This is a genomic window from Ralstonia sp. SA306, from assembly GCF_054792405.1.
Map to the genome: position 1 here is coordinate 169,196 of NZ_CP096451.1, position 16,135 is coordinate 185,330.

General features: G+C 63.5%; 13 protein-coding genes. 8 read left to right on the plus strand and 5 right to left on the minus strand.

Annotated elements, in window-relative coordinates; all coding sequences use genetic code 11:
* Window positions 1–334: 334 nt before the first annotated feature.
* From M1D44_RS00855 to ettA, 8 genes are all read left to right on the plus strand, one after another.
* Window positions 335–1,747 (plus strand): carbohydrate porin, encoded by a 1,413-nt coding sequence (locus tag M1D44_RS00855; protein ID WP_439004692.1) that lies wholly within the window; start codon window positions 335–337, stop codon window positions 1,745–1,747.
* 220 nt (window positions 1,748–1,967) lie between these two features.
* The gene (locus M1D44_RS00860) at window positions 1,968–2,174 is read left to right on the plus strand and encodes a hypothetical protein (protein ID WP_316854361.1); all 207 of its coding nucleotides are present in this window, start codon (window positions 1,968–1,970) and stop codon (window positions 2,172–2,174) included.
* A 30-nt stretch (window positions 2,175–2,204) separates the two neighbouring features.
* Window positions 2,205–3,848, plus strand: coding sequence for an Nramp family divalent metal transporter (locus tag M1D44_RS00865; protein WP_316854362.1), 1,644 nt, complete (start codon window positions 2,205–2,207; stop codon window positions 3,846–3,848).
* Between the two features lie 629 nt (window positions 3,849–4,477).
* Entirely contained in the window at window positions 4,478–5,464 is a 987-nt protein-coding gene (gene cyoA, locus M1D44_RS00870; protein ID WP_080693692.1) for a ubiquinol oxidase subunit II, read from the plus strand.
* Window positions 5,465–5,473: 9 nt separating this feature from the next.
* The gene (gene cyoB, locus M1D44_RS00875; protein ID WP_024977808.1) at window positions 5,474–7,453 is read left to right on the plus strand and encodes a cytochrome o ubiquinol oxidase subunit I; all 1,980 of its coding nucleotides are present in this window, start codon (window positions 5,474–5,476) and stop codon (window positions 7,451–7,453) included.
* 3 nt (window positions 7,454–7,456) lie between these two features.
* Window positions 7,457–8,098: a cytochrome o ubiquinol oxidase subunit III gene (gene cyoC / locus M1D44_RS00880; protein ID WP_024977807.1), complete on the plus strand. Its 642-nt coding sequence runs from the start codon at window positions 7,457–7,459 to the stop codon at window positions 8,096–8,098.
* Entirely contained in the window at window positions 8,099–8,467 is a 369-nt protein-coding gene (locus tag M1D44_RS00885) for a cytochrome o ubiquinol oxidase subunit IV (protein WP_024977806.1), read from the plus strand.
* A gap of 150 nt (window positions 8,468–8,617) precedes the next feature.
* Window positions 8,618–10,285, plus strand: coding sequence for an energy-dependent translational throttle protein EttA (ettA, locus tag M1D44_RS00890; protein WP_024977805.1), 1,668 nt, complete (start codon window positions 8,618–8,620; stop codon window positions 10,283–10,285).
* Between the two features lie 36 nt (window positions 10,286–10,321).
* Here ettA and M1D44_RS00895 read toward each other — a convergent pair whose 3' ends face one another.
* The 5 genes from M1D44_RS00895 to M1D44_RS00915 form a co-directional block, all read right to left on the minus strand.
* Complete coding sequence (locus M1D44_RS00895; protein ID WP_024977804.1) at window positions 10,322–10,555, minus strand: CDGSH iron-sulfur domain-containing protein; 234 nt, start codon at window positions 10,553–10,555, stop codon at window positions 10,322–10,324.
* A gap of 10 nt (window positions 10,556–10,565) precedes the next feature.
* Complete coding sequence (locus tag M1D44_RS00900) at window positions 10,566–11,054, minus strand: aminoacyl-tRNA deacylase (RefSeq protein WP_024977803.1); 489 nt, start codon at window positions 11,052–11,054, stop codon at window positions 10,566–10,568.
* A gap of 176 nt (window positions 11,055–11,230) precedes the next feature.
* Window positions 11,231–11,539: a hypothetical protein gene (locus tag M1D44_RS00905; protein WP_024977802.1), complete on the minus strand. Its 309-nt coding sequence runs from the start codon at window positions 11,537–11,539 to the stop codon at window positions 11,231–11,233.
* Between the two features lie 189 nt (window positions 11,540–11,728).
* The gene (mdoH, locus tag M1D44_RS00910; protein ID WP_316854363.1) at window positions 11,729–14,317 is read right to left on the minus strand and encodes a glucans biosynthesis glucosyltransferase MdoH; all 2,589 of its coding nucleotides are present in this window, start codon (window positions 14,315–14,317) and stop codon (window positions 11,729–11,731) included.
* On the minus strand, window positions 14,290–15,852 hold the full coding sequence (locus M1D44_RS00915; protein WP_024977800.1) for a glucan biosynthesis protein G: 1,563 nt from the start codon (window positions 15,850–15,852) through the stop codon (window positions 14,290–14,292). Before M1D44_RS00915 ends, mdoH begins: the two co-directional genes overlap by 28 nt.
* Window positions 15,853–16,135 lie beyond the last annotated feature (283 nt).

A 16,135-nucleotide genomic window follows, 5' to 3' on the forward strand; every position in this document is an offset into this window, starting at 1 on the left:
TCCAAGAAAACGCTTGCCGCCGTCAACGAGACTTTGTTACTCTGCGCCCCGTCATAGCTACGGAGTGCATCTCCATGGACAGTTGTTCTAGTCGATCCTCGATCGCACATTGAACGGCTAGACAGTCTCGGCGCACCCTCTTCGCGCCTCACCACTGCCTAGCCGTATTGCACGGCGGGTGGTGGCGCTTGCGTAGGTTCTCTGCGCAAGTCACTTCCTGAATTCGATTGTTGTATCCGGCACAGCCGCGTGGCTGCGTGCGTTTGCGCGCGCCATGATGCGGCGTGGCCGGCGTTCGCCTACGCCTGTCAGAGAAACGGGCGGGGGAGGTCTCATGCTGTTTCTTTCGACGCTGGAGTACGTTTGGGTGGCGGTGCGTCCGCTGGTTTGGGTTCGTGTGCTGATGGGCGCAGCGGCCGTTGTGTCGGTGATGTCGATGGCGCATGCGGCGGGTGTACCCGCTTCAGCGGATGACGTCCCACGTATCGCCAGCGGCGAACTGGATGACCGTTTCGGTTTCCATGGCCAAACCACCTATGTGTGGCAACGCAAACCTGCATTCGACGCTGCGTACAGCGGCGGTAACAGCCTCGGCGCCGCGCGCGCCAAAAGCTATTCCTTCACGGCCACGCTCGACCTAGGCATGCGCTTGTGGAAGGGCGCCGAGTTCCATTTCAACCCGGAGGTCGCGCAGGGCGTGGCGTTTTCTGAGCTGCATGGCCTTGGCGGCTTGCCCAACGGGGAGCTGGCCAAGACGGCCGGGACGAATCCCACGCTGTATCGTGCTCGCGCTTTCCTGCGCCAGACGTGGGGTCTGGATGGCGGCACGGAAAAGGTCGACGCCGATTTCAACCAGTTCGCCAACGTCGTCGACAAGCGCCGCGTGGTGCTGACTGCCGGCAACTTTGCCGTGCCCGATGTGTTCGATGCGGTGTCCTATGCGCAAGACCCGCGCACGCAGTTCTTGAACTGGTCGTTCATGGCGCATCCGTCGTTCGACTACCCCGCCGATGCGCGTGGCTACAACTGGGGCGTGGCGCTTGAGTACATCGATAGCGAGAACGGTTGGGCCGTGCGCGCCGGCCGTTTCCTGCAGCCGGAGCAATCGAACGGTTTGCCACTCGACACGCGTTTCCTCAAGCACTACGGCGACATCCTCGAGCTGGAGAAGCGCTACACGCTGTTCGGTCAGGAAGGCACGGCGCGGTTGCTCGGTTGGCGCAACCAGGCGCGCATGGGCCGGTTTGACGATGCGATGGCGCTGGGCGCGGTCATTGGTGCAGCGCCCGATGTCGGGCTGGTGCGCAAGGCGCACGCAAAGCTGGGCGTTGGCGTCTCGTTCGAACAGAAAGCCGGCGACAACCTCGGCCTGTTCGCACGCCTGAACTGGTCCGACGACAAGACCGAAACGTACGCCTTTACCGAAGTCGGCCGGAGCGTCTCGTTTGGCGGATTGCTCAAGGGCGCCGCTTGGCAACGTACGAGCGATGTGCTGGGCGTGGCCGTCGCGGTGAATATGCTGGGGCCGGATCACCGCGCCTATCTGGCCGCGGGCGGCAGCGGCGCGTTCCTTGGCGATGGCGGCTTGAACTATGGCCCCGAGCGCGTGCTGGAACTGTTCTACAGCTTGCAGATAACCAAGGCCCTGGCGATCAGCCCGGATTTCCAGCTCATTCAGAACCCGGGCTACAACCGCGATCGCGGTCCGGCGAAGTTTGTGGGCGTGCGTGTCCACGCCGAGTTCTAACCGTAGGAGGACCCATATGGACAGTCCGAGTCGACCTTACCGAACGTCTTTTTTCTGCTAGGCGAGTCCGCCGCACGGTTGTTCCCTGCTGCTGACTTGCCGCCCCGGCAAGGCAGCGGTGTCTGCATCGCTCCTTGATCGTTCCGACTATGCCGCCGCGCGTGTCCCGCGTGGCGATCGCTGCGTGGCGTACGTATGTGCACGCGGCCAGGAGTGTGTCATGCGCAAATTCAATGTTCCCGCCCGTCGTTTCTCGGCGATCGCACTGCCGTTCAGCTCGGTGTTCGTGCAGCCACGCGCTGCTGCACCTGAGCGCACCGACGCCGTACCGGTGGCCTCCAATCGCCGGGCAGGTGACGGCGGCCAGCCACTTTCCAACCACGGTTACGCCGCAGCGGCTGTGCGCCTGTCGCGCACGTACTGGTAATCCAACAACACCACACAAACGGAGGTCGACATGACCCAATTCGCTTCGGGCATCGACGCACCACCACGTCAGGCCGCGCTAGACGATGCCCATGTGGGCGACATTCGCGGTGCGCTCGGCACCATCGCGCACCACGATACGGGCGCCCGCAATAGCTGGCGCGCGCGCTTGCGCACGCTGCTCGCCATCCTCGGGCCTGGTCTGATCGTGATGGTCGGCGACAACGACGCCGGCGCCTTCGGCACATACACGCAAGCCGGGCAGAACTACGGCACCACGCTTCTGTGGACGCTATTACTGCTCATTCCGGTGCTGTACGTGAACCAGGAGATGGTGCTGCGGCTGGGCGCCGTCACGCGCGTTGGCCATGCGCGGTTGATCTTTGCGCGCTTCGGCAAGTTCTGGGGCAGTTTCTCCGTCATCGATCTGTTCCTGGTGAACGCGCTGACGCTCGTGACGGAGTTCATTGGCATTAGTTTGGCGCTCGAGTACCTCGGCATCCCGCGACACTGGGGTGTGTGCGCGGCGGCGGCGTTGGTAATGCTGGCCGCGTCCACCGGAGATTTCCGCCGCTTCGAGCGTTTTGCGCTGGTGCTGGTGGCGGGCAGCCTCACGCTCATCCCGGTGTTCGTGATGGTGCATCCGCCCATGGGGCAGGTGGCGCGCGATTTCTTCGTACCGGCGCTGCCAGCGGGTGCACCGCTGGCCGAGGTGATGTTGCTGATCATTGCCATCGTGGGGACGACCGTGGCGCCGTGGCAGTTGTTCTTCCAGCAAAGCTACGTGATCGACAAGCGCATCACCGCGCGTTTCATCCGCTACGAACGCGCCGATCTGTGGCTCGGCATCGTCCTCGTGATTGCTGGGGCGGTGGCGATGATCGCTTTCAGTGCCCAGGCCTTCCACGGCACGCCCGAGTTCGGCAACTACACCGATGCGCTCGGCACGGCGCACGGCCTGGAGCGCCACTCGGGCCGCTGGGCCGGCGTGCTGTTCGCGATTGCGCTGCTGGACGCCAGCATCATCGGCGCGTGCGCGGTGTCGTTGTCGACCGCGTATGCGATTGGCGATGTGTTTGCCGTACGGCATTCGCTGCATCGCAAGCCGACGGAGGCCAAGGGCTTCTACGCCGTGTACTTTGGGCTGACTTTGCTGGCAGCAGGGCTGGTGTTGACGCCAGGCGTGCCGCTCGGTTTGCTGACCAATGCCGTGCAATCCCTGGCCGGGGTGCTGTTGCCGAGTGCGACAGTGTTCCTGCTGCTGTTATGCAACGACAAGGCCGTGCTGGGCCCGTGGACGAACGGCCGCGCGATGAACATCTTCACCGGCGGTGTGGTGGCTGTGCTGGTGATGTTGTCGGTCATCCTTACTGCCGCGGTGCTGTTCCCGGGCATTGGCGAATTCGAGATTGGCGCCATCCTGATCGGCGGCACCCTGATCGCGGTGGTGATGTCGCTCGTGCTATGGCGTATCGAGCGACGTACCCATCGGCCGCATCATCCGCAGCGCGTGAGCGTGCTGGATCGTGACCACTGGACGATGCCCCCGCTCGAGCAACTCACGCCCGCGCGCTGGACGCCACTCAAGCGCACGTGGATGTTCGTGCTGCGCGGTTACCTTGCAGTGGCGGCGGGGCTGGTGCTGGTGCGGATCGCTGGGCTAATCAGCCAGTGACGCAGTCTCGAGGGATGAGAAGGTCACTTCGGTGGCCCTCCCAGATGCGAAGTGTTCTCATCATTGATCCCGTATTTGGGCGCACATCTGGGGGCAACGTCGGGTGCGCACCACTGTGGCTGATTGTCGCAGTGCAACAACATGCACTTTCGATTTGCTTACCCGCAAAGCCACGTAAACCCTAGCCGTACGGCGAGGGCATCACTTGTCAATCGACGCCGTTTTCTATTTGCCTGAGCACATAGCACGATCCGGAGCGCCATCTGGCGGTAAGATCGCGCCCGCATTCCACTCCCAACCGCGCTCCCCCAACGGGCGCATGACGTAGTGCCTGCTCCGACCTTTAACGCCCCCGATCTGTCGTCCGCCGCTTTGTGCGACGCGGCGGCGCTCGACTTCGCCCGTGCCCGACATGAGCGAAGCCCGCCTCGCCAACTGAGGGCGTTGGGTTCAGCTTCTCCCTGACCGGCGCCCGATGTGATCGAAGATCCGCTGCTGCACCCAGGCGTATTCGGGGTGCCGGTAGTTCGATCTTTTCTCATTTCCCGCGTTTTTCCGCCTGTGGCCGCTGTCTGGGCTGCTGGGCTCCCGTGATGTCCGGAAGCATCGCCGGCGCAATTGTGCAAGACATGAAGAACACACTCGTTCCACATATGAAGCGGCTCCTCGCCGCAAGCCTCCCGCTCCTGCTGGCGGGTTGCAACCTGACGGTCCTGGACCCGAAGGGGATGATTGCGGCTGAAGAAAAGACGCTGATCCTAGTGGCGACCGGCCTGATGCTGCTGGTGGTCATCCCCGTGATCGTGCTGACGCTGGTGTTTGCGTGGAAGTACCGCGCGTCCAACACCAAGGCCCGCTACGAGCCGGACTGGTCGCACTCCAACGCCATCGAGGCTGTGGTGTGGCTGATCCCCTGCCTGATCATCATCGTGCTGGGCGTGATCACCTACAAGTCCACGCACGCGCTCGATCCGTACAAGCCGATCGAATCGGATGTGAAGCCCATCACGGTCGAGGCTGTTTCGCTCGACTGGAAGTGGCTGTTCATCTATCCGGAACTGAAGATCGCGACGGTCAATCAGCTCGCGTTCCCGGCCAACACCCCGATCAACTTCAAGATCACGTCCGACACGGTGATGAACGCGTTCTTCATCCCGCAGCTCGGCAGCCAGGTGTACGCCATGGCGGGCATGCAGACCAAGCTGCACCTGATCGCCAATGAGACCGGTGTGTTTGACGGCATGTCGTCGAACTACAGCGGCTCGGGCTTCACTGGCATGAAGTTCAAGGCCACGGCCATGACGAACGAAGAGTTCGACGCCTGGGTCAAGCAGGTTCGTGAGTCGTCGCAGAACCTGACCAAGGAAGGCTACGCCGAGCTGTCCAAGCCGAGCGAGAAGGTGCCGCCGGCGGCGTACGCCTCGGTCGACCCGACGCTGTATCACAGCATCCTGCACAAATACATGGACAAGATGGGCGAAGGGGACAAGGTCCTGACGCTCGACGAGGCGCTCGAAGGCGCCAACTGCACGACGGCCACGGCTGAGGCGGCAACGCGTCCGCTGCCGGTGCAGTCCGCCCTGCCTGCGCCCAAGAGCGCGGCCAAGAATTCCTAGGAGTTGACGATGTTTGGCAAGTTGAGTCTGGAGGCCATTCCGCTGCACGAGCCCATCGTGGTCGTGACGGTGTCGGCCATTCTGTTGGGTGGCGCGGGCGTGTTCGGCCTGATCACCTATCTCAAGAAGTGGACCTACCTCTGGAATGAGTGGATCACCTCGGTCGATCACAAGAAGATCGGCGTGATGTACTGCATTCTGGCCATCGTGATGCTGCTGCGCGGCTTTGCCGACGCCATCATGATGCGCTCGCAACTGGCGGTCGCCTCGGGCGGCGGTGCCGGCTATCTGCCGCCTGAGCACTACGACCAGATCTTCACCGCGCACGGCGTGATCATGATTTTCTTCATGGCCATGCCGCTGATGACGGGCTTGATCAACCTGATCGTGCCGCTGCAGATTGGCGCGCGCGACGTGGCATTCCCGTTCCTGAACACGCTGTCGTTCTGGCTGGCTGCCGCAGGTGTGGTGCTGATCAACGTGTCGCTGGGCGTGGGTGAATTCGCTCGCACCGGTTGGCTGGCATACCCGCCGCTGTCGGAGCTGGCGTACAGCCCGGGCGTGGGGGTCGACTACTACATCTGGGCATTGCAGATATCGGGCCTCGGGACATTGCTGACCGGCGTGAACTTCGTCGCGACCATCTTCAAGATGCGCGCGCCGGGCATGACGCTGATGCGCATGCCGATCTTCACCTGGACTGCCCTGTGCGCCAACATCCTGATCGTGGCCGCCTTCCCGGTGCTGACCGTGGCGCTGGCGCTGCTGGGTGCCGACCGCTACCTGGACATGCACTTCTTCACGAACGGTGGCGGCGGTAACGCCATGCTGTACGTGAACCTGATCTGGATCTGGGGCCACCCCGAGGTGTACATCCTGATCCTGCCGGCCTTCGGCATGTTCTCGGAAATCGTCTCGACGTTCTCGCGCAAGAAGCTCTTCGGCTACACGTCGATGGTGTGGGCGACCGCCGGCATCACCGTGCTGTCGTTCCTGGTGTGGCTGCACCACTTCTTCACCATGGGCTCGGGTGCGAACGTCAACGCGTTCTTCGGTATCGCGACGATGATCATCTCGATCCCGACGGGTGTGAAGATCTTCAACTGGCTGTTCACGATGTACCGCGGCCGCGTCGAGCTGAACTCGATGATGCTGTGGACGATCGGCTTCATGATCACCTTCGTGATCGGCGGCATGACCGGCGTGCTGCTGGCCGTGCCAGGCGCTGACTTCCTGCTGCACAACAGCCTGTTCCTGATCGCTCACTTCCACAACACCATCATCGGTGGCGTGGTGTTCGGTTACCTGGCTGGTATCACGTACTGGTTCCCGAAGGCCTTCGGCTTCAAGCTGGACGAGAAGTGGGGCAAGCGCGCTTTCTGGTGCTGGTTCGTGGGTTTCTACACCGCGTTCATGCCGCTGTACGTGCTGGGCTTCATGGGCATGACGCGTCGTCTGAACCATACCGACAATCCGGCATGGCAACCGTGGCTGATCGTCGCCGTGATCGGCGCCGCGATCATCGCCTGCGGTATCGCTTCGCAGCTCATCCAGATCTTCGTGAGCGTCCGCAATCGTCATGCGCTGGCCGATCTGACGGGCGACCCGTGGGGTGGCCGTACGCTGGAGTGGGCGACGTCGTCGCCGCCGGCGCACTACAACTTCGCCCGCGTGCCGGTCATCCATGACATCGACGCCTTTGCAGACATGAAGGCGCGCGGTGAAGTGCTGACGCAGGTCGCGCCGAGCTACGAAAAGATCCACATGCCGAAGAACACCGGCGCCGGCTTCTTCATTGGCATGTTCTCGATCGTGATGGGCTTCGCGCTGATCTGGCACATCTGGTGGATGGCCGTGCTGGGTCTGGTCGGCATGATCGGCAGCTTCATCCTCCGCAGCAACAACGACGACATCGATTACTACGTGCCCGCCCACGAGGTTCACGAGACCGAGTCGGCCTACTTCCAACGTATCGGTTCGCAGGCTTAAACCATGGCTTCCAATGTTCTAGACGGTCACGCCGCGCACGGTCACGCGCAGGGCCACGACCACGCGCATGACCATGCGCACCACCACGATGCCGCAGACACCAAGGTCTTCGGCTTCTGGGTGTACCTGATGAGCGACTTGATCATCTTCGCGTCGCTGTTTGCCACGTTCTGCGTCCTGCGCGGTGCGACGGCGGGCGGCCCGACGGGCAAGGAACTCTTCGATCTGTCGTATGTGGCAATCGAAACCGGCATCCTGCTGGTGTCGTCCATCACCTACGGCATGGTGATGATCAGCCTGCAGAACGGCCGCAAGGACCAAGTGATGCTGTGGCTGGGCATCACCTTGCTGCTGGGCGCCGCGTTCGTCGGCATGGAAATCAACGAGTTCCACCACCTGATTGCAGAAGGCGCGGGCCCGAGCCGCAGCGCGTTCCTGTCGTCGTTCTTCCTGCTGGTCGGTACGCACGGCCTGCACGTGGCGAGCGGCATGCTGTGGATCATCGTCCTGATGTGGCAGATCAGCCGCAAAGGGCTGACCCCGACCCAATCGACCCGCCTGTCGTGCCTGAGCCTGTTCTGGCACTTCTTGGACGTGGTGTGGATCGGCGTGTTTACCGTCGTGTATCTGCTGGGAGCGATGTAAATGGAACAGACCAACGTTTCGACGGGCATTGCCCACGATGATGCCCACGGCCATGCAGCGGGCGGCGCCGGCCATGCCACCGTCAAGGGCTACCTGATCGGATTCGTGCTGGCGGTGATCCTGACGGCCATTCCGTTCAAGATGGTGATGGACGGCGGCTACTCGCACCAGACGGTGCTGGTGACGGTGATGGCCCTGGCGGTTGTGCAGATCGTCGTGCACCTGATCTATTTCCTGCACCTGGACGGCTCGTCCGCCCAGCGCTGGAACGTGATGGCCTTCCTGTTCACGCTGCTGATCCTGGCGATCGTCATTGTCGGCTCGCTGTGGGTCATGCATAACATGAACGCCAACATGATGACGATGTAACGAGGCCTGGCCTCCGATGCATCGGAAGGGCGCCCCTGGTGGGCGCCTTTTTCTTTTGCTCGTGCGGCCTTGAGCCTTGGGTTTGCCATGCCCCGGCTTTGTTAAACTCGCCGGGTTCCCCATTTCTGCGTTTCCCCCCGCAATTCCGCCATGTCACAGTACGTTTTCACCATGAACCGCGTGGGCAAGATCGTTCCGCCCAAGCGCCAGATCCTCAAGGACATCTCGCTGTCGTTTTTCCCGGGCGCCAAGATCGGCGTGCTGGGTCTGAACGGCTCGGGCAAGTCGACCGTGCTCAAGATCATGGCCGGCCTCGACAAGGATATCGAGGGCGAAGCCACGCCGATGCCCAACCTGAACATCGGTTATCTGCCGCAGGAGCCGCAGCTCGATCCCGCCAAGACCGTGCGTGAAGAGGTTGAAAGCGGCCTGGGCGAAGTGATGGATGCGCAAAAGCAACTCGAAGCGATCTACGCAGCGTATGCCGAGGAAGGCGCCGACTTCGACAAGCTGGCCGAAGAACAGGCACGCCTGGAAGCCATCATCGCCGCTGGTGCCGGTGACAACGTGGAATTGCAGTTGGAAATTGCCGCCGATGCACTGCGCCTGCCGCCGTGGGACGCCAAGATCGAGCACCTCTCGGGCGGTGAAAAGCGTCGTGTCGCGCTGTGCAAGCTGCTGCTGTCGCGCCCCGACATGCTGCTGCTCGACGAGCCGACCAACCACCTGGATGCCGAATCGGTGGACTGGCTTGAACAGTTCCTCACGCGCTTCCCGGGCACCGTGGTGGCCGTGACGCACGACCGCTACTTCCTCGATAACGCCGCCGAGTGGATTCTCGAACTCGACCGCGGCCACGGTATCCCCTGGAAGGGCAATTACAGCTCGTGGCTCGATCAGAAAGAGACGCGCCTGAAGCAGGAGGAGTCGAGCGAATCGGCCCGCCAGAAGGCGCTGAAGAAAGAACTGGAATGGGTGCGCCAGAACCCGAAGGGCCGTCAGGCCAAGTCGAAGGCGCGTCTGGCTCGCTTTGACGAGTTGAACAGCCAGGAATACCAGAAGCGCAACGAAACGCAGGAAATCTTCATCCCGGCCGGCGAGCGTCTGGGCAATGAAGTGATCGAATTCACCAACGTCAGCAAGAGCTATGGCGATCGCCTGCTGATCGACAACCTGAGCTTTACGATTCCGCCGGGCGCGATCGTCGGCATCATTGGCCCGAACGGCGCCGGCAAGTCGACGCTGTTCCGCATGATCACGGGCAAGGAGCAACCGGATTCGGGCACCATCAAGATCGGTCCGACGGTCAAGCTGGCTTACGTTGACCAGAGCCGCGACGCGCTGTCCGCAGACAAGACCGTCTTCGAAGAGATTTCGAACGGGTCCGACATCCTGACGGTGGGTCGGTATGAGACGCCATCGCGCGCCTATATCGGCCGCTTCAACTTCAAGGGTGGGGATCAGCAGAAGCACGTCGGCACGCTGTCGGGCGGCGAGCGTGGACGCCTGCATCTGGCCAAGACGCTCATCTCGGGCGGCAACGTGCTGCTGCTGGATGAACCTTCGAACGACCTCGATGTGGAAACGCTGCGCGCGCTGGAAGATGCGCTGCTCGAATTCGCCGGCTGCGTGATGGTGATTTCGCACGATCGCTGGTTCCTCGATCGCATCGCCACGCACATCATCGCCTTCGAAGGCGATTCGCACGTCGAATTCTTCCCGGGCAACTACCAGGAATACGAAGCCGACAAGAAGAAGCGTCTGGGCGAGGAGGGTGCGAAGCCCAAGCGTATCCGCTACAAGCCCGTTACGCGCTAAGCGGGGACGCGCGGGTCTTTCGGCCCGCGTTCCCGCTTACGGTGACCGGTCTGCCTCAACCGGCGCAGGCGCGTCGAGGTTGCTGTCAAACTCGACGCGCTTGTGCGAGCCGTCACAGAACGGTTTATTCAACGAGTGCCCGCAGCGGCACAGCCATGCCTGCCCTTCCTCCACCGGTAATTCGCGTCCGCCCTGGGTGACGATCCGGAAGCTTCCCTTGATGTGATACGGCCCGTTGTTGCGGACCGTGATGACAACGTCGTCGGCCATGGCCGTCTCCTCAGAAGAGGATGCCCTGCATGCGATACGCGAAATGAGCGGGCTTGGCGTCGCGCATCAAGGCCATGAACTGGTCCATGTCCATATGCACGACGTTTTCGTGGTCGCCAGCTTCAAAGTAGACGTCGCCGTGGGTCATCAGGCTGCTGTCGATGTAGGTCGGCATGCCGTAGGCCATGCCCACGGGCGGAACGGCCCCTGCATCGCAGTCCCGGAAGACTTCGCGCAACTCCGATTCATCGGCCAGCGTAAGGTCCAAGCGGCCCGATTCCTTTTGTAGCTCGGACAGATGCAGGTGATACGTGGATGGCAACACGGCCGCGACATAGCCAAGCTTGTCTTCGAGCAGCAGCGTCTTGGCCAGACGGTCGCCCGGGACATGCGCAGATTGCGCGGTTTCAGTGCTCGTGTGGGTATGCGGATGACGAATCACCTCGTACAGGCAGCCCTTGCTGCGCAGGCAGCCGTCGAGGGTGCTGGAGATCGACATGGCGTCCTCCCGTGTGCTGTGCGACCGGTGGCGGGATTGCAGTGGCCGCTACGTCAGCATAGGTCGGTTTGCGGATTGCGCAGGCAGTCGAGCGTACAAAAGTAACGGGCCGCTCGTGCGAGCGGCCCGTGTGCCGATGTGGCTTCCTGTTCGCGTCAGGCATCAGGCGTCAGGCGTTAGCGGTCCCAGCCGCGGTGCCACCCGTGATCGTGGTGCCATTCGCGTTCGCGCCACTCGTGACGGCGCCATTCGCGCTCACGCCAGTCGTCGCGGTCGCGGTAGTAGCCGCCATAGACGACCGGAGCGGGGGCATACACCGGGGCAGGGCGATACACCACGGGCGGCGGTGCATAGACAGGGGCCGGGGCCACGTACACCGGCGCAGGCACGCCGATCGACACGCCGACGTCCACATGGGCCAACGCCGCCGTCGAGGCGCACAGCGCGGCGCCGCCCAGAACGAATGCGAGCAGTGTGCGTTTCATGATGCTTCTCCTTACGGTTGCGAGGCCGGGGCTGATGTGCCGTCGACTTCGTGTATCAAGTTCGTTATGCCATTCTATGAACCGCCGGGCGCTTCAGGTGATACGCAAATCCTACGGATGTAACGGGAAGTAAAACGCCCCACCGGCAAGACACTGGTGGGGCGCGGTATTTCACGTGAGGCGGCTTGTTCAGCCCTGTGCAGGCTCCCAGGCCGTTCGCTGTTCAGGTGACGACCACACCGCCAGGTGCAGCGCTGACAGCGCGAACGGATCCGACAGCAACACCAGCTTCTGCTTGCCCGTGAGCTTGTCGGGACCGACTTCCAGTGCGTGACGCACATGTGTCTCCCGCACAGCAATCAGGCGCCGGTCGTGCGGAAAGCGCGCGGTGCCAATCGCGCACATCAGCGCGTTGGTGACGGGGTCGACCACGGCTTGGCGGAAGTCCGGCATCGGGGGCGCATTGCGCAGGTGCTTGCGCGTGGCGCGGAGTTCGCGCGGCGGGCGCACTTCCTCGGGGATCATGAACAGGCGCAGGCGCCGCATGCGGCGGCCCAGGCTCACGCGGCTGGAGAACACCGACAGCGGAATCGACACGATCAGCGCGCCCACGACTGGCGAAAGCCACCACAGGAAGCTCGGGTTCAGCCAATACACGATCGCAGCCCAGACGATGCCGATCACGGTGTGCAGGCCATGGCGGCGTACGGCGTCGCCCCAATGGGTTTGCGCGTCCTCACGCGGCGGCGACTTCCAGTGCACCTTCCAGCCGAGGAACGCGGCCGTCACGAAGCGCGTGTGGAACAGCATGCGCACCGGCGCGGCCAGCACCGAGAACGCCGCCTCAATCGCCATCGACAACGCCAGGTGGATCGCCCCGCCAAAGCGCTTCGGCCCCTGCGCCCACAGCACCAGCACGCTCAAAATCTTCGGCAGGAACAGCACGGTGGCGGTGGCGGAAAACAGCGCGGCTGCTTTTTCCGGATGCCACTCCGGCCAGATCGGGAAGAGCTGGCGCGGCTGCGTGAAGTACTCCGGCGCGATCAGCGTGTGCTTGGCCAGCAGGGCCGTCGACAGGATCAGGAACAGGAACCACAGTGGCGCCGACAGATAGGCCATCACCCCGGTGATGAACACCGCGCGGTGCACACGGTGGAAGCCTGGCGCGCCGAACAGGCGGAAGTTCATCAGGTTGCCGTGGCACCAGCGGCGGTCGCGGCCCAGCTCGTCGAGCAGGTTGGGCGGCATTTCTTCGTAGCTGCCGTCCAGGTCGTAGGCGATCCACACGGCCCAGCCGGCGCGGCGCATCAGCGCGGCTTCGACAAAGTCGTGCGACATGATCTCGCCCGAAAGCGAACCCTTGCCCGGAATCGGCGCCAGCGCACAGTGCTTGATGAACGGGTCCAGCCGGATGATGGCGTTGTGACCCCAGTAGTGCGATTCGCCGAGCTGCCAGTAGTGCAGGCCGGCGGTGAACAGCGGCCCGTACACGCGCGTGGCGAACTGCTGGATACGCGCGTACAGCGTGTCGCGGCCGGCGGCGCGTGGGGCGGTCTGGATGATGCCCGCGCTAGGCGCACCTTCCATCAACTGCACGAGGCGCGTCAGGCAATCGCCGCTCATCACGCTGTCGGCGTCGAGCACGATCATGTAGCGGTATTTGCCGCCCCAGCGCCGACAGAAATCGTCGATGTTGCCGCTCTTGCGCTTCACGCGGTGGCGGCGCCAACGGTAGAAGATGCGGCCGAAACCATCGAGCGCGCGGCAGATATGCAGCCACGCATCGGCTTCTGCGGTGCGGATATCCGGGTCGCCGGAGTCCGATAGCACGAAGAAGTCGAAGTGCTCCAGATGCCCCGTGCGCTGCAACGATTCGTACGTCGCGCGCAGCCCCGCGAACACGCGCTGCACATCTTCATTGCAGATCGGCATGACGATGGCCGTGCGCGCATCGTCGGGAATCGTGGCGTCGGGCGTGGCGCGGCGCGAGATGACGAACCGGTCGCCGTGGAAGGCCAGCAGCAGGAAGCCGGTGATGGCTGTCCAGAAACCCGCCGACACCCAACAGAACAGCACCGCAAACAGCACGATGATGATGGCCTCGAGCCAGTCGGCGCCGTGGTACGGCAGCACCGTGCTCATCGCCCACGTGGCAGCGACGGTCTGCGCGATCATCAGCGCCAGCAGCGTCAGGCGGCGGCGCGAGCCGACGAAGCGCCAGATGCCCTTCGGGTCCGGCGAGTCGGGCGCTTCGTACGGCACCGGCTTCTTGCCGCCGTGCATCCAACGGTCGATGGCCTTGCGGGTGCGCCAGATCGGCCCCAGCACCCATGGCCACGGCACCATCGAGCGACGCGCAGGCGTAGGCCCGGTATCCAGGTGGATGCGGCCTTGGCTGTCGTGCTCAAGCGGCGGCGCGGGCTCGGCAGAGGGCTCCGTCGACGTGGCATCGGCGCGCGTGGCGCCATAGGCAGCATCCAGACGCGAGCCTACAGAAGCGTAGGCCGGCGCATCGGCGTCGAGGGAGGTCGTCTGCGCCGGGTCCAGCCTGGCCAGTGCGTGATGCAGCTTGGCGAGCGCTGCCGCATCGTCGTCGCCGGCCGTGATGTTCGCGTTGCGCAGCAGCGCAGCACGCGCGTCGGCCGCCAGCGGCAGCGCTTCAAGGTAATGGTCGGCCACAGACTGCGCTGTGGCAGGGCTGGTGGAGGGGGCAGTGCCAGCGGCACCGCCAGTCTGGGCTGTCGTCACGTTCAGCCCGGAGGTAACAGGTAGCTCCACGTCTCAGAGAGTCCGGTGCCGCCGCTGCGCAGGTAGCCGCGCATTTCGACGGGTTTATCGTCGTCGACCCGCTTGAGGCGCACGGTCACGCGCCAGCCGCCGGTCGCGGTGTTGGGTTGGCCGAAGATCGATTCGATCTTGCCGTTGGCATCTGCCGAGAACACCGGCTCAACCGGTGCATTCGGCGCGAGCTTCGCCAGCGCGGGGCCTTCAAAGTCGACCACGAAAGCGATCGTATCGTCGGGCTTGCGCTCGTCGGGGCGCTTGGTTGTCCAGCCGTGCGAGCGGCGCGTCTGCGTAACCCATGCCAGCGCCGGTTTCTTGTCGGCGTCTTTCTGCCACAGCAGGCGGTATTCGAGATTGAACGGCTGATGCGGCTTGGGTGGGTTTTCGGGCACCCAGTAGGCGACCACGTTGTCGTTCGTCTCGTCTGGCGTCGGAATCTGCACCAGCTCCACGCGGCCCGCACCCCATTTGCCGACAGGCTCGACCCACGCGCTCGGGCGCAGTTCATAGCGGTCGCCGATTTCCTGGTAGCTGGAGAACGCGCGGTCACGCTGCATCAGGCCGAAGCCGCCCGGATTGGTCGTCCCGAACGAGCTGACCAGCAGGCGCTTGGGGTTCGTCAGCGGACGCCAGATCCATTCACCTGTGCCGGAAAGCACCGACAGGCCGTCGGAGTCATGCACTTCGGGGCGGAAATCCAGCGCCGGCGCCGGTTGGTTCTCGCCAAAGAAGAACATGCTGGTGAGCGGGGCGATGGCCAGCTTGCTCACGTTCTCGCGCATGTACAGCTGTGCCTTGACGTCGACCGCCGTGTCGCTGCCCGGCTTGATGACAAAGCGGTAGGCACCCGTGGCGCGGCGCGAGTTGAGCAGCGCGTAGATCGTCAGCTCTTTCGCGTTGGCGGCAGGGCGTTCGATCCAGAAATCGGTGAAGCGGGGAAATTCTTCGCCCGAATTGAGTGCGGTGTCGATGGCCAGCCCGCGCGCGGAGAGGCCGTAGACCTGCCCCTTGCCGATGCCGCGGAAGTACGACGCGCCCAGAAACACGATGACCTCGTCCTTGTACTTGGGCGTGTTCATCGGGTAATGCACGCGGAAGCCGGCGAAGCCGAGCTTCTGCAACTGCTTCGGGTCGAGCTTGACCGGGCCGTAGTCGAACAGGCGCGGATCGAAGCGGATTTCGCGCACGCCGGCGGGCGACACTTCGTTGATCTTCACAGGCTGGTCGTAGTACGAACCCTCGTGGAAGAAGCCGAGTTCGAACGGCAGCTTGTCGCGGCGCCAGTACGCCTGGTCGGACTTGAAGCGAATTTCGCGGTACTGGTCGTAGCGCAGTTCGCGTAGTTCTCGGGGCAGGGTGTCGGCGGGCGCCTGGTACGGCTTGGAGGCCAGTTGCTTGGCGCGTACGGCCACATCGTTGAAACCGAAGGCCAGCGCAGCATGCGCCGAAGCCAGCGCCAGCAGGCCCACGGCCAGCCGCGCATAGCCGGCTACCGAACGGGTGCGTGCCGCGCGAGCGGCCCCCGGCATGCGGGAGGAAACAGCGGAGGGAATGTTCAAAATGAGATCGCGTCTATGCGGCGGGCCGAGGAACGTGACGCTTCGGTCCTGCCGGTCATTCGTCTGTGCCGCCAAGATTTTACCCGCCGTACCTTTCCGAGATCAAAACCGGCAACATTTTGATAATGTTTCTCGCCGCATCGGGCCGATATCCGCGTCAAATGGCGTGTAATCAGGCGGTCTGTGGTGGGTCAGCCGTTCGGTTGAGGGGAACGCGCACCGCCGGCCGGCAGTCAGAACGCTTTCCTGTGTG

Excerpts from the sequence above, each read along its gene's own strand:
- M1D44_RS00855 (WP_439004692.1), top strand. The coding sequence starts at position 335 with ATGCTGTTTCTTTCGACGCTGGAGTACGTTTGGGTGGCGGTGCGTCCG.
- M1D44_RS00860 (WP_316854361.1), top strand. The coding sequence starts at position 1,968 with ATGCGCAAATTCAATGTTCCCGCCCGTCGTTTCTCGGCGATCGCACTG.
- M1D44_RS00865 (WP_316854362.1), top strand. The coding sequence starts at position 2,205 with ATGACCCAATTCGCTTCGGGCATCGACGCACCACCACGTCAGGCCGCG.
- cyoA (WP_080693692.1), top strand. The coding sequence starts at position 4,478 with ATGAAGAACACACTCGTTCCACATATGAAGCGGCTCCTCGCCGCAAGC.
- cyoB (WP_024977808.1), top strand. The coding sequence starts at position 5,474 with ATGTTTGGCAAGTTGAGTCTGGAGGCCATTCCGCTGCACGAGCCCATC.
- cyoC (WP_024977807.1), top strand. The coding sequence starts at position 7,457 with ATGGCTTCCAATGTTCTAGACGGTCACGCCGCGCACGGTCACGCGCAG.
- M1D44_RS00885 (WP_024977806.1), top strand. The coding sequence starts at position 8,099 with ATGGAACAGACCAACGTTTCGACGGGCATTGCCCACGATGATGCCCAC.
- ettA (WP_024977805.1), top strand. The coding sequence starts at position 8,618 with ATGTCACAGTACGTTTTCACCATGAACCGCGTGGGCAAGATCGTTCCG.
- M1D44_RS00895 (WP_024977804.1), bottom strand. The coding sequence starts at position 10,555 with ATGGCCGACGACGTTGTCATCACGGTCCGCAACAACGGGCCGTATCAC.
- M1D44_RS00900 (WP_024977803.1), bottom strand. The coding sequence starts at position 11,054 with ATGTCGATCTCCAGCACCCTCGACGGCTGCCTGCGCAGCAAGGGCTGC.
- M1D44_RS00905 (WP_024977802.1), bottom strand. The coding sequence starts at position 11,539 with ATGAAACGCACACTGCTCGCATTCGTTCTGGGCGGCGCCGCGCTGTGC.
- M1D44_RS00915 (WP_024977800.1), bottom strand. The coding sequence starts at position 15,852 with ATGCCGGGGGCCGCTCGCGCGGCACGCACCCGTTCGGTAGCCGGCTAT.